The organism is Microcystis panniformis FACHB-1757 (assembly GCF_001264245.1).
In the GTDB taxonomy this organism is placed as follows: Bacteria; Cyanobacteriota; Cyanobacteriia; order Cyanobacteriales; family Microcystaceae; genus Microcystis; species Microcystis panniformis.
The window spans coordinates 1,095,788-1,109,557 of record NZ_CP011339.1; the positions used below are offsets into that span (position 1 = coordinate 1,095,788).

6 protein-coding genes, 1 tRNA gene and 2 pseudogenes are annotated in these 13,770 nt (G+C 46.0%); 4 read left to right on the top strand and 5 right to left on the bottom strand.

The genetic code is table 11. The features are described 5' to 3' along the window. The first annotated feature begins 63 nt into the window (after positions 1-63). Positions 64-5,187: a hypothetical protein gene (locus VL20_RS05380; protein WP_052275837.1), complete on the top strand. Its 5,124-nt coding sequence runs from the start codon at positions 64-66 to the stop codon at positions 5,185-5,187. Between the two features lie 13 nt (positions 5,188-5,200). On the opposite strand, the pseudogene VL20_RS05385 reads toward VL20_RS05380, so the two are convergent. Next, positions 5,201-6,488: pseudogene (locus VL20_RS05385) on the bottom strand (RNA-guided endonuclease InsQ/TnpB family protein). Positions 6,489-6,736: 248 nt separating this feature from the next. Beyond that, positions 6,737-6,922: pseudogene (locus VL20_RS32305) on the bottom strand (hypothetical protein); the annotation flags it as partial. A 494-nt stretch (positions 6,923-7,416) separates the two neighbouring features. On the opposite strand from VL20_RS32305, the gene VL20_RS05390 reads away from it, so the two are divergent. Beyond that, positions 7,417-8,745: a DUF3370 domain-containing protein gene (locus tag VL20_RS05390; protein WP_052275838.1), complete on the top strand. Its 1,329-nt coding sequence runs from the start codon at positions 7,417-7,419 to the stop codon at positions 8,743-8,745. 7 nt (positions 8,746-8,752) lie between these two features. Here the strand turns inward: VL20_RS05390 and VL20_RS05395 are convergent, their stop codons facing one another. Next, on the bottom strand, positions 8,753-9,265 hold the full coding sequence (locus tag VL20_RS05395; RefSeq protein WP_052275839.1) for a TolB family protein: 513 nt from the start codon (positions 9,263-9,265) through the stop codon (positions 8,753-8,755). A gap of 23 nt (positions 9,266-9,288) precedes the next feature. Next, on the bottom strand, positions 9,289-9,504 hold the full coding sequence (locus tag VL20_RS05400) for a hypothetical protein (RefSeq protein WP_002788162.1): 216 nt from the start codon (positions 9,502-9,504) through the stop codon (positions 9,289-9,291). Between the two features lie 365 nt (positions 9,505-9,869). On the opposite strand from VL20_RS05400, the gene VL20_RS05405 reads away from it, so the two are divergent. Continuing rightward, positions 9,870-9,943 (top strand) — tRNA-Asp (locus VL20_RS05405). An 85-nt stretch (positions 9,944-10,028) separates the two neighbouring features. Here the strand turns inward: VL20_RS05405 and VL20_RS05410 are convergent. Beyond that, a complete protein-coding gene (locus tag VL20_RS05410; RefSeq protein WP_052275840.1) occupies positions 10,029-12,563 on the bottom strand; it encodes a glycogen/starch/alpha-glucan phosphorylase in 2,535 nt (844 codons plus the stop codon). A gap of 169 nt (positions 12,564-12,732) precedes the next feature. On the opposite strand from VL20_RS05410, the gene hpnA reads away from it, so the two are divergent. Then, positions 12,733-13,719, top strand: a complete 987-nt coding sequence (gene hpnA / locus VL20_RS05415; RefSeq protein ID WP_052275841.1) for a hopanoid-associated sugar epimerase — start codon at positions 12,733-12,735, stop codon at positions 13,717-13,719. Positions 13,720-13,770: the final 51 nt, after the last annotated feature.

A 13,770-nucleotide genomic window follows, 5' to 3' on the forward strand; every position in this document is an offset into this window, starting at 1 on the left:
GAAACCCTTACTGTTCCCCGTTCCCTTGTCTCCCCAGTTAACTTTATCTTTATCTGATTACTTATGTCCTTTCAAGAGAAGCGAATCATCCCAATAGAAATCGTCAATCCAAGTTCGCCGGCCGAACTTTTACTAGCTCTCAAGCAATGGCTAGAATTAGATTTGATTGCCGACAAAAGACTAGAATTAGCAATAAATGCGAGAGAAAATTCAGTTCAAGAAACCCTCGCTCTGACAATAACCACCAGCGTCCCTTTATCTAACTTTTTAGAAGGTTTGGGGCAATGGCAGGAGCGAGGCTGGCTGACTGCTTCTCAAATCCGGGTTGTTATAAGAGTGAGAGCTTCCCATCCCTCTCTAGTACAAGGTTTAGAACAATGGCTCCAATTAGGATTACTTGGGGAATCTCAAGTCAAGCAACTGTGTCGGGAAAACCTCTCCTGTGTCATGCCTATACTGACAACTGCCCCTACCAGAGAGCCGCTGCCAGACCCCATCTCCTCCCAGCAGACTCCCCCACCCGCGCTACCTTCTCGACGGCCAGAAGCTCCCCGTAGAATCCCGCCACAGCCGCCAACATCTCCTCGACGGCAGGAAACTCCCAGTCAATTCGGACAAATGTTACAGTCTCTGATGGCAGAATTGAGCGTCCTCTGGCTGCTGCTGTTGGGAGTCTTCATGGTGGTCATCTCCTCTGGTGTCCTCGCCGCCAACTTTTGGGAAAAATTCTCAACCGCCGGACAGTATGGGGTGTTGTGGCTTTATACTTTAGCTTTTTGGGGAGCCAGTTTTTGGAGTAGCCAACAGCCGCGCCTGCGCCTGACCAGTCAGGCTTTGCGCCTGGTTACTCTGTTGCTAGTACCGATGAATTTTCTGGCCATGGATAGCTTGGGCTTGTGGCGCAACCCTCTAGACTGGTTGATTGTGGTAGTGGCTGCCCTTTCCCTTACCGCCGTAACAGTTCAACTATTCCGGGGGAGGTACGGGGAAACTCGCCAGGCAGGATTTTCTCAAAGTCTGCCGAATCACTTGGGATTGAGCTATCTGCATTGGGGATGGGCAATTGGAGGTTTTCCCTTGCTGGCAACTTACTTGGGCATGGTGGGAACAACTTTGATCTCCCTTTCCCGTGTTCCTGAAGGAGCCGGACAAGAAGCAGCATCAAGGAGAGAAAGATTAGCCCCTTTTAGCTTAAATGAGGCAATTGTCGTCTATGGGCTAGTTATCCTGCTGGTGCGGGCAATTTTTATCGCTCAAGTAGAGATTAGCCAATTGGGGCTGGCTGTGGGGATTTGCGGCTGGTTAGCCAGTTGGCAGACCAGACAATCTGTTTCCTTGTGGCAGCGTATCGGCGGTAGCTTGCTGCTGCTAGGTTGGTTACTGTCGGTGGGTGAAACACCTTGGCAAGCCCTAGCAGTGAGTGGTTTATCACTCCTGTTTTTTGCCCGACGCATCGGTTACTCCTGGCGGAAGTTCGACTTGGCAGCAGCCTTGCTGATTGGGTTGCAGGGGTTGTGGCTGGCTTGGCGCTTACTTCCAGACACTTTCAGGCAAGGGGCAATCACCTTGGGGACTGGTTTAACTGGCGCTGAAGCTACCCCTTGGGCGTTACTAAGCTTAGTTCTCTTTCCTTACCTAGTCTTGATCCTATTCCTGACAGATTGGTTCTCCCAATTGGGCAAGCGGGAATTAGCCTCTTTTACCGGCTCGATAGCCTTGTTCTGGGGAACAACCTTGACCTTTTGCTCCTTAGTCAATCCTGCCTTGAGGACGCTCAACTTGGCAGCTTCAACCCTGGCGTTAGTAATTTTCAGCCAACGGCAAGTCAAACTAGCTTCCCTTCAAGAGATTTCCCGCCGTTTTCTCTCCCTGGCCTATCTCACTCACCTAGCTGGCTTGCTCACCCTAATTTTGGCGATTGACTGGGGATGGCCAAGGCTGAGTTGGGCAGTTTGGGGCGTGATTTTAATCATGCTGGCGGTGCTGGAATTGGCATTCAGCGTGAAACGGCCTTTTCCTGCTACTTCCTTGCTTCATCTCCTACACCACACAACTTGGAATCTGGGACTAATCTTGGCTGGGCTATCCTATGGCTTGTTTGTCCTCAATCAGGGGGCAGTTTTCGCCCAGTTGACCTCTGTGTTGGAGCACCCGCTTATGGGGCTAGAGTGGGGCTTAGTCTGGGGTTTGGCTCCCCTGGCCCTGACTGGGGTGGGAACTTGGAATCTGGCTCGGCGGGAAGTTGCCAGTTGGTTGAGTATAGACGCTTTAGCCCTGTGGCAGTGGCTTATCTTAACAGCCCTACTCCTGCAAGGGTTGGAACCAGGAATTGCCTCAATTGGCTTAGGGATGGCTACAGGATTGATGTTCGTCAATAGCCGTAACTTAGAGCAGGTAGCAGCAGCAGCGATTACCGTAGGTTTTGGCTTGAGTTGGCTGGCACTGTCTTTGTGGGATGGCAGTTTTGGTTGGGCATTGCGGCAAGAAGCAAGCTGGCTGTTGGCAGGGGTAATTACTGCGACAAGCTTGTGGATTCTCCGCCAATGCTTAAGGGCATTACCGAATAATTTGGCGAGAATTTATGCCCAGGTTAGCGATGGTTGGGCAACTTGCCTCTCGCTCCTGATGTTATTGGCGCTTTCTGGCAATGTCCTTAATTCTCCAGACGGTAGAGAAGCGATCGCCACTTGGCTGCTGATGGGGGCGACAGCTTATCGCAGTTGGCAACCCTCGCGCCAACCTAACCTAGTCATTTGGTTGAGCATCTCAGTCCTGCTAGTTGCCCAAATTCCCACCTGGGTAGGGGAAGAAACTCGTCTCGTCACCCTGGCGATCGCCACTGGGTTGATGTTCTTCCAGACTCATCGCCTACAAAAATTAGCAGCGGCTGCCATCACGGTAGGCTTGTCCTTGGGCTTGAGCGTTGCCTTACTAGAGAGATTGCCTCTCTCTGGATTAGATTGGCTGTTGGCGGGGGCAATCGCCCTTATCCCCCTCTGGCCGTTGCGCTATTGGTTGAGCCAGCGTACTTCTAAACTTGCCCTCCTCTATGCCCGCGCCTGCGATGGCTGGGCAATCGCCCTCTGTAGTCTGGAGTTGTCGATTCTGGTAGCTAACACCTCGATAGTGCAGGAGCCTTTCCGCACTCTCCTCTTGTCGCTCTTGCTTATGGGAGCAACCGCCTATCGCAGTTGGCAACCTCCCCGTTTTCCCTCAGCAATCTGGTTGAGTATTGCCACCTTATCCCTAGTCCAGTTGCCCTTGCTAGGGCTGACAGGGTACAGGCTAATCGGCTTAGGAATAGCAACTGGGTTGATGCTGGTTCATGCCTATTATTTACAACAAGGGGCGGCAGTTACCCTTACCATCGGCTTCGCTCTGGCTTTGTGGGGAACTTGCCTGTGGGATGGTTGGGCGGGATGGGCTTTGCGTTCAATTGACGGCTGGTTGCTGGCAGTTGCCTTGCTCTTAGCTGTCCTCTGGATGCTGCGGAGTTGGTTCTTGCGCCGCCAGAGCCAACTTGCCGCCCTCTATACCCAGTCCCTCGATGGCTGGGCAATTGCCCTCTGTAGTCTGGAGTTAGTCGCCCTGACTCTCCATTCTCTAGCCGTTTACTGGGATTGGATGGCGGCCTCGAGCCTCTCTGTCCTAGCGGCTGCCCTGACTTTAGGGGCGATCGCCTATCGAAGCTACCTCGAGCCGAGTAACTGGGGCATCTACGGGGTAGGCTGGAGCTTGGAACTGCTCACCATCGAAGTTCTCAACCTGACTAAGCAGTCTTTAATTGCCCTAGCGATCGCCAATATTCTCTTGGGATTGCTTACCCAACTGTTGGGAGATTGGTGGCACAGATCTACTCACAGACGGGAAATGCTCAATAGCTGGAATATTCTACCCTTGCTCTATGGGGCATTAGGAGCGGCTCTGCGTTGGGGATTTTTCAGTAGTTGGACTGGCTTGAGTTCTCTGGGACTGGTACTGATTGCCATCGGAGTTGGGCGGCGCTCTCCGGCCGGGAAGCCCTTGTTGTATCTGGGAATTGGCGGGATCTCCATCTCAGCCTACGAGCTATTGTTTTATCAAATTGCCGACCTGTCCCAAGGCGATCAATTTTTGGCAATGGCAGCCCTGGCCGCCAGCTTGGTTTACGGCTATCGATTGCTCTCTCCCTGGTTGGCTGGCTACTTGCCTCTGACGGCCTCAGAATTGAAGTTGGTTGCCCACCTGCACTGGGCTTTGGGCAGTTGCCTGTTACTAGGGGCTTTATTCTATCCCGTTGCAGTCAATCAACTGTTGGGATTGGCAACCGGTATCTTTTTGACTCGTTATGCTATCTGGCAAGGGCGCAACCATCCTGACCAGGCGATCGCTGAAATCTGGGTCTATCTGGGTATTCTAGAAGCGACTGGGATTGGGGTTTATGCTGCCAATACTATTCCTCCGATGGAATTCTTCTCTCAATACCTAGTTTCTTGGTTGGGAGTAATCGCCTCTGGGGTGGCTGTTTTCACCTATCTGCTCCCTTGGCGGCTTTGGGGCTGGCCACCTCGTCCTTGGCAATTCCTCGCTCTTGTTCTTCCAGGACTCGCCCTTGGGGGCAGTTTAGACAAGCTCAATCCCCTAAGTTTGCTGGTGGTGGCTGGATTCTATGCTTGGCTGGCTTGGCTGCGGCAGCAACCCCGGTGGCGCTATCTTACCCTACTGTTAGTGAATTGGGCGATCGCCCTTTGGCTGGCGGCTTTCTCTCTGGCAACTCCCTTCGCCTACAGCAGTCTTGTCGGACTGTCTCTCCTCTGTCTTGTCTGGATAGAACCTACCTGTCAGGGGAGGCAAGGCAAATCCTTGCGCCACCTGCTCCGCCTCTTGGGAACAGGCATTATTGCTAGTGCGGCTCTCTGGTTTGATCATCAGACGGGAATCCTGCCTGGCATCCTCAGTTTAGTGGCAATTTTTGCCGGATTAGCCTTACGAATTCGCGCCTTCCTCTATCTTGGCACTTTTACTTTTGTGGCTAATGCTTTCTATCAGTTGGTAATTTGGATTTCCCTTTATCCTCTGCTTAAATGGATTATCGGATTGCTGGTGGGGGTTAGCTTGCTCTCAATTGCTGGCAATTTTGAAACTCGCCGTACTCAATTAACTAGCTTGCTGCAAAATTGGCTCCGAGACTTACAGGAGTGGGATTGACATACTCCCACCGTCAAGCTACGCTGTGACGGGGGATTCTTGACTTATCACTATCGGAAATTCCTTGTTCAACGAGACAACTTAAATTCTCAATGTCTCCACTGAAAATCCAGAGGTCGGACTCTCTATTATGCGTTTGGGTCGGTTTCTGTTTGCCCAACAGTACCGTTGAGATGATTTCCCAAATATTGCGACCCTTTTTTAAGAATGTTGATTGCCGCATTATGATCCCTATCTAAGACTGTTTTACAATTGAGGCATTGATGATTTCTAGTGCTTAATCTTTTTTGAACTCTCGTCCCACAAACTGAACAATCTTGAGTCGTGAAATGGGGAGGAACAGCAACACAAACAATCCGCTAAATCTTGGCAAAATAATTCAACCATTCGGTGAATTGATACCAAGAAGCATCACTAATTGACTTGGCAAGCTTACGGTTTTTGACTAAGTTTCTTACCTTTAAAGCTTCATAGACTACCAGATCATTAGACTGGACTAACGCCAAAGCGTCTTTAATTGCTTTGTCTTTACGTTGTCTTGATACTTTCAGGTGAAGCTTGGCAACTTTTATCCGTTGCTTGTGATAGTTTTTAGACTGTTTCTTTCCTTGACGAAATCGTTTTGATAATCTCCTTTGTGCTTTTTGAAGTCGTTTTTCTGACTTTCTTAAATAACGTGGATTCTCTACAGTATTACCTTGAGCGTCGGTATAAAACTCTTTTAACCCTAAGTCAATTCCTGTTATTTGTCCCGTTGGTTCATGGTATTCTTGCCGTTCTCCGTCAATCAAAAACTGGCAATAATAACCGTCAGCACGTCTAACAACTCTTACCCGTCTAATCTGTTGCTCTGAATAATAAACTAAGGTTTTCTGACTACACCATAAATCAAATTCTCCTGCTTTAAAGCCATCAGTAAATCTGATTTTACGTCGATCATCTGATAGTTTGTAGCCCGTTAGTTTATACTCAACCGAACGGTTATGTTTTTTGAACCGAGGAAAACCTTTTTTTCCTGGTATCTTAGCATGACAATTCTGGTAAAATCGACTAATTGATTGCCAGGCTCTATCAGCAGCCGATTGACGAGCTTGAGAGTTTAATTTATTAACCCAAGGGGTCTCTTTATTGTTAGCTAGTACCGCACAAAGTTTTTGGAGATCATTGCGGGTTGTACCCTTATGCGACCGCCAATAACGAACACAAGAGTTACGCACAAACTGAGAAGTTTTAATAGCTTCATCAAGCCGTTGATATTGCTCTGGTGTTCCGTTTTTTAGCTTGGCTTCTACGACTAGCATTTAACAATCCTCGACCATTGGATAGTTTAATTATAACACAGTTTACCCATAGATAGTAGTATTAAATCGATGCTCTGCGGTTTATTTTCTGGTCGGATTTCATCCCCCGCAAAGGTTGATGTCTTGTCGAAAAATTTAGCGGGGGCATTCATCCGACATTTTAGGTAATGCTTGATCCTTTGATAATGTCCTCTATGTAGTGCTGGCTGAATAAATCTAAAAGCCTTATCCAACAAGGTTTTTAGACTTTTTTTTTCCTCAAAAAGTGCCGACCATTGGAGGGATCGGGGGTAAAATTTAGGTACTTTTTCCCTGAAAATTAGGTAACTGACTACCTCAAAATCGGTAAAACCCTACACCCCACACCCCACACCCCACACCCTGCCACCACGAAAAACTTTTTCAGCAGACCCTATGTATGAAGTGGAGGGCATAAGTTCGCAATTTATCCCCTTTTTTGCGAAGATTTAGAGTTCACAGTAGGCGCAAACAATCGCTTGGAAACCCTGCTCTGATCCGCCTAAAGCTTGAACTGATTTGAGCAGGTGTTCGGCTAAAGTAACCCCTGGTAAATCCCACGGTAAATCTTAGTCATTCTTAATGCAATGGTTCGCCAAAATCAGCCTTGGCAGCTGCCTGACAATTTACAACCTTGTCCCTAGAGATTCACACTCCTTGTTATCTCTAATCAAGGGTTGCGCTTGCTTTGGTTTAACCTGAGCGGCTTAGCTTTTCCTGCGCTTTTTTCCGGCTTGAGATTTTGAGTTTTACGGCAACTGCTTGAGTTTTTTTGAATTACCCCTTGACCATCAAGACAGTCGCTACGTTCATCTTATATTTAATTCCACCCACCGACTTATCTAAATTGAGCGAGCCAGTAATGCTATGATCAAAAATTAATTATCTTGAGATGGTAATTTTTTGTGTGATGTTACCTTTTTTACTACCCATTGCCCAAACTCCCCCTAGTGTAGAAATAATTCGACCGGCCCAGGTGCGTCCTTTACCGAATCAACTAGATCAAGTTCCTGTTTTTAATAGCAATAGTCCCGAATTATTGCTAGGAGAAGGGATTTTGCTTTCGACTTTTCCCTCCCAAGAGAAAAGTTTTCCCTCGGCCCATTTAAATTATGCTTTTCAGGGACGCTTTGATATTTTTGCCCACCATATAGCGAGGGGGAGTTTTCCCGATAATTTACGCACCCTTTATCTGGGTATATTACTCCACAATCCCAGTCCTAATCCCGTGACTGTTAAAATTTTGCAGGGGGCCAGTTATTTGAGTCAACCCGATGCAGCTTTTATCGATTTACCTGCACAAGTGGAAAATAATCAGGGGACGGTTTTTGCTGGGCCGGGAAGTCGGGTAATGGGGGATATTTTAATGGGGCAGCGTCAGGATATTTTTCCCGATAGGATTATTATTCCCCCTGGGGAGAGTTTTATGGTCTTAAATGCGGCGATTCCCGTGCGCGATTTGACTCCCCCTTTAAACGGTAGATCCACTTATCTTCGTCTGGAAAGTGACGGTCTTCTCTACGCTGCTAGTTTAGCTCTTTATGCACCCTTAGACGAAAATGGGCAGGAAAGACCACCAAATCTGACAGAGTGGCAAAATTTGCTAGAAAAAGGCAATTTATCGACTCCGCGGGATCGAGCGCCCACTCCTCCCCATAGTCAAGGACAGATAATTTATGGACGGGTAGCGGGGGTGTCCCAAGGTTCAGCTTGGCCTGCCCGATTGGTCGATCGAGCTTCTTTATGGTTAAATATTCCTGATTCTGGTCAATCTATAGCCTATGGGATTAGCACCCTACCCGGAGGCAAACTGGGAACGGAACAAAATCAAAGTGCTAGTATGTTAGTTCGCTATCCCGATACGGCCTATCAAGCTCATGGTAATTACGGTGTGGAATATAGGTTAAGTTTACCTCTATTTAATCGAAGTGATGAGGCGAAAACGGTGACTATTGCGCTAGAAACACCGATTAAAGAGAATATTATTGGGCTGGGTTTGCGTTTTCTCGATCCGGCTGCTCCACAAGTGTTTTTTCGGGGAACAGTAGCCGTCAATTATAGCGATGATCAAGGACAGGCACAAAGCAGATTTTTTCATCTCGTTCAAAGACGCGGACAAGAGGGGCAATCTTTAGTGACTCTGACTATTCCTCCGGGGGATTGGCGTGTAGTACAGGTAAATTTTTTATATCCACCAGATGCTACTCCTCCGCAGGTTTTAACGATTAAGACCGAGTAGAACAAGTTTAAAATTGGCCGTTAATGATCGCAATATTCCATTGACCGTCTTGGTTGGTTTCAAAGGCAATTTGGCGACCATCACCGCTAATGGTGGGATTGCGGACGCTTCCCCGCAGGTTAGCGGTTAACAGGGTTGCACGGGATCTGGAACGATCATAAACCATGACATCACTTTTACCGCGTTCGCTGGAGATATAGGCAATTAAACGACCGTCAGCATTTAAAGATGGCTGATCTTGGCTAGAATCGCCACGATTTAGGTTAGGAAGATTAACTAGGCGCTTTTCTTGCAGATCGAATAAATATATACTACGACGACCGGAGCGATCGGAAGCGAAGGCTAAATAGCGACCATCAGCACTATAACTGGGGAATTGATCGGGAGCAAAACTATTTAAACCACCGGCGGGAACTTGAGGAGTGATCAAAAGAGGGGAATTACAGCCACTTATCCCCGATAACAGCCCAAAAGAGGCCAAAAATCGCCCCAGCCAGACAAAAAAAATTTTTTCTTTCATCTTGACTTTTGACCCCAAATGTGCTAGTAACTTTCTTCCTTGCCGACGGTTTTGAGGGTAAGTAGTTGATTGCCTTGACTGAGACTATCGGCGATCGCTTCTCGAATCGGCAGGTCAATACTGGTTTCTGCGAGGATTTCTTGGGCTTTTTGCCGCAAATCTGCCCCGGTATCGGCATCTACTTGGTCTAGATCGAGTAATTCTTGCGATAGCTGTTCGATCGAATTCAGGTTAGTCATAGCTCAGGCTCCCAACAAGCTTAATTACAATCCCATGGTAAAGAGTATCCCTCTCTACCATGGGATTTTTTGGCTTTAATTCAGGATTGATACCAATCCAACTTTAAAAACCCTCTTAAGTAAGTAGTTATAATTAAATCGAAGATAGATTTTGCCTCTGATCCCCCCTGCCCCCCTTGATAAGGGGGGTGCCGATCCCCCCTTAGTCCCCCCTTAATAAGGGGGGCATCTGATAATTTTTAACGCCTACCTACTTATCAATTGTTTCCCCCCTCTCCCCTCTCCCCTCTCTCTCAAAAAAATTTTCCCAGAGGTGCTTGACATAACCCTGATGATGAAGTTACAATCAGAATTGTCGCAAAAATGGGATTGTAGTTCAATTGGTTAGAGCACCGCCCTGTCACGGCGGAAGTTGCGGGTTCGAGCCCCGTCAATCCCGTAGAAATTTAGGTTAAAGTCGCCCATGCTTGGCTATCCTGTAGGCAGTAGGATAAATTAACAGAATCCTACTGCCTAGATTTGTTCTAATTTACCGATAAACCAGCATTAGCTTGAGTATAATCGGGTAATTCAATCTTTACTGGTTGTACCCGCCAGATTTCCTCGCAGTATTGCCGAATCGATCGATCGCTAGAGAATTTACCCATGCGGGCCACATTAAGAATTGCTAAACGACTCCAATGTTCTTGATCTTTATAAGCGTGACCGACTCCTTCCTGACAGTCGATATAGGACTGATAATCGGCCAGTAACATATAGGGATCATCGTAGATAAGATTATCCACAAGCGGACGGAATAAACTACTATCACCCCGGCTAAAAAATCCCGAACCAATGAGGTCTAATACCGCCCGCAATTCTTCGTTATGGTAATAGTATTCTTGGGGATTATAACCAGCGGCTTTCTTAGCATAAACTTCCTCAGTTGTCAAGCCAAAAAGAAAGAAATTTTCCGCTCCCACCTCTTCACGAATTTCGATATTTGCCCCATCAAGAGTGCCGATAGTTAAGGCACCATTCATGGAAAATTTCATATTACCAGTTCCCGAAGCTTCTTTCCCAGCTGTGGAAATTTGTTCAGACAAGTCGGCAGCTGGATAAACCCGTTGACCGAAGGTGACATTATAATCGGGTAGGAAAACCACTTTTAAACGTCCTCCAATCGTCGGATCATTATCGATCACTTCTGCCACAGAATTAATCAATTTAATGATTAATTTCGCCATAAAATAACCCGGGGCTGCCTTACCACCAAAAATAAAGGTACGGGGGGTAATATCGAGATTGGGATTATTTTTGAGGCGATGATAGAGGGTGACGATATGTAAAACGTTGAGATGTTGCCGTTTATATTCGTGAATGCGTTTTACCTGCACATCAAAGAGGGTACTAGGATCAACTTTAATGCCGACTTTTTTATCGATATAATTGGCTAAATCTGCCTTAATATCGTATTTAATTCGTCGCCAAGAGTCCCGAAATCCTCCATCATCCACATAGTTTTCTAAACCGCGTAAATCCTCCAGATGCTTAATCCAATTTTCGCCGATTTTTTCTGTAATCGCAAAAGTCAAGCGGGGATTACTAGAAACTATCCAGCGCCGGGGAGTAACTCCATTAGTTTTGTTGCTAAACTTTTCGGGAAAGAGTTCATAGAAATCGCGCAGAACATCTTTTTTCAGTAATTCTGTATGGAGGGCTGCCACCCCATTAATTGCCTGGGAACCCACACAGGCAAGGTGAGCCATACGGACGTATTTTTCGCCGCTTTCATCGATTATAGATAAACGGGACATTTTGCCATCATCATGGGGATAAATAATGCGAATTTTATCCAAGAAACGATGGTTAATTTCGTAGATAATTTCCATTAATCGCGGTAAAAGACGACCAAAAATACTCAAAGACCATTTTTCTAAAGCTTCTGGCAAAAGAGTATGATTGGTGTAAGCGAAGGTATTTTGAGTAATAAACCAAGCTTTATCCCAATCGAAATGATGCACATCAATTAACAAGCGCATTAACTCGGCTACCCCGACGGAAGGGTGAGTATCATTCAATTGTACCGACCATTTTTGATGAAAATTATCGAGACTGGGGTTCTCATGTAAGTGAATACGAATCATATCCTGTAGGGAACAGGAAACAAAGAAATATTGCTGTTCTAAACGTAGTTCTTTGCCTTGAATTGGTTCATCGTTAGGATAGAGAACTTTACTGATATTTTCCGAGTGAACTTTATTATCCACCGCACCATAATAATCGCCGCGATTAAAGCGACCAAAATCAAAAGATTCACAAGCTTCTGATTTCCATAGACGCATAGTATTAGCGGTGTTAACTCGATAGCCGAGAATTGGGGTATCGTAGGGAATTCCTTTGACTACATAATCGGGAATCCAACGACTGCGATAATTACCATTTTCGTCGGTATAGGATTCGGTATAACCGCCAAATTTTACCTCTACTCCCGCTTCTGGTCGGGCAATTTCCCAGGGATTTCCATACTGTAACCACTTATCGGTTATTTCTACCTGCCAACCGTCGTGAATTTCTTGATCAAAGATACCAAATTCGTAGCGAATACCGTAACCAATAGCCGGAATTTCTAGGGTAGAAAGGGAATCAAGATAACAGGCAGCTAAACGACCTAAACCACCATTTCCTAACCCCGGTTCTTCTTCCTGGGCAATTAATTCTTCTAGTTTTAATCCCGATTCGCTGACAGCTTTCTCCACCTGTTCGTAGATACCGAGATTGATTAAATTATTGGCCAAATGGGGACCGACTAAAAATTCGGCCGAGAGATAACAAACGGTTCTGACATCTTTTTTTAGATAGGTTTGTTGGGTGGTCAACCAACGCTGCAATAAACGATCACGGATGGTATAAGCTAAGGCCATGTAAAGATCGTTTTTGCTGGCTAATTCCGGTAATTTACCTTGAATATAGAGTAAATTATCCCTTAAAGCCCGTCGGATAGTTTCTGTGTCTAATCCCGTTCTGTCATCTTCGATGATAATCGGACAAACAAAAGTTGACTCTGGAGATGGATCCATAGGAGTGTTTTGACTAAAAATCGACTGCTCTTAGTCTAAAATAATCTGTACTCAAATTTTATCAAGAAAAGCTTAAATCTTGACTAAGATTAAGGTATAGTAATGATGAAGTTAAGGTGATTAAGTTTCAATTACCGATAGGAAGCGAAAACAGGGGAAAGTTTGAGCAATGCGTGCTTTTGTGACGGGTGGAACGGGTTTTATCGGGGCGAATTTAGTGCGATTGCTTTTAGTCGAAGGCTACCAAGTGCGCGTCCTCGTCCGTCCCCAGAGTAATCTCAGAAATTTGCGGGGTTTAGACGTGGAAATTGTCCGGGGTAATTTAAATGATGAGAACTTATTTAAATTAATGGTCGGATGCGAAGTTCTCTTTCATGTAGCGGCGCACTATTCTCTCTGGCAAAAGGATAGACATCAACTCTACCAAAACAATGTTTTAGGTACAATAAATGTGCTAGAATCGGCGCATTTAGCGGGAGTTGCCAGAATAGTTTATACCAGTTCTGTGGCGGCTATTGGAGTTGGTAAAAAGGGTGAAAGTGTCGATGAAACTTATCAAAGTCCCGCCCATCAATTGGTGGGTTATTATAAAAAATCAAAGTATTGGGCAGAACAGGAAGCATTGAAAGCAGTGCAAAGAGGACAGGATATCGTTATAGTTAATCCTAGTACGCCGATAGGAGCCTTTGATCTTAAGCCTACACCCACTGGCGACATTATTCTCCGTTTTTTGCGGCGAAAAATGCCCGCTTATGTGAATACGGGATTAAATCTAATTGATGTGCGCGATGTGGCCTGGGGACATTTATTAGCTTTAGAAAAGGGAAGAACTGGCGAAAGATATATTTTAGGTCATCAAAACACTTCTTTAAAAACCTTGTTGACAGAATTAGCCGAAATTACCAGCATAAATGCTCCGAAAATTGTTTTACCTTTTTGGATTCCTTTACTAATAGCTTGGCTGGATGAAAAAGTTCTTCCTGTCTTCGGAAAATCGCCCTCTATACCCCTTGATGGCGTGAAAATGTCAAAACAGTCCATGTACTACGATTCCTCGAAGGCACGGCAAGAACTGGGCTTACCGCAATCGCCGATTAGACAAGCTTTAGCTGATGCTATCGATTGGTTTCAAACCAATGGAGACATTACTTATTAAGACTGGGTAGGAAAGGAAAAAGATGGCCTCAATTGTGCTGAAATGCTTAAG

What these genes read in the sequence shown, in the direction of transcription:
- VL20_RS05380 (WP_052275837.1), top strand. Translation starts at nt 64, where the DNA reads ATGTCCTTTCAAGAGAAGCGAATCATCCCAATAGAAATCGTCAATCCA.
- VL20_RS05390 (WP_052275838.1), top strand. Translation starts at nt 7,417, where the DNA reads ATGTTACCTTTTTTACTACCCATTGCCCAAACTCCCCCTAGTGTAGAA.
- VL20_RS05395 (WP_052275839.1), bottom strand. Translation starts at nt 9,265, where the DNA reads ATGAAAGAAAAAATTTTTTTTGTCTGGCTGGGGCGATTTTTGGCCTCT.
- VL20_RS05400 (WP_002788162.1), bottom strand. Translation starts at nt 9,504, where the DNA reads ATGACTAACCTGAATTCGATCGAACAGCTATCGCAAGAATTACTCGAT.
- VL20_RS05410 (WP_052275840.1), bottom strand. Translation starts at nt 12,563, where the DNA reads ATGGATCCATCTCCAGAGTCAACTTTTGTTTGTCCGATTATCATCGAA.
- hpnA (WP_052275841.1), top strand. Translation starts at nt 12,733, where the DNA reads ATGCGTGCTTTTGTGACGGGTGGAACGGGTTTTATCGGGGCGAATTTA.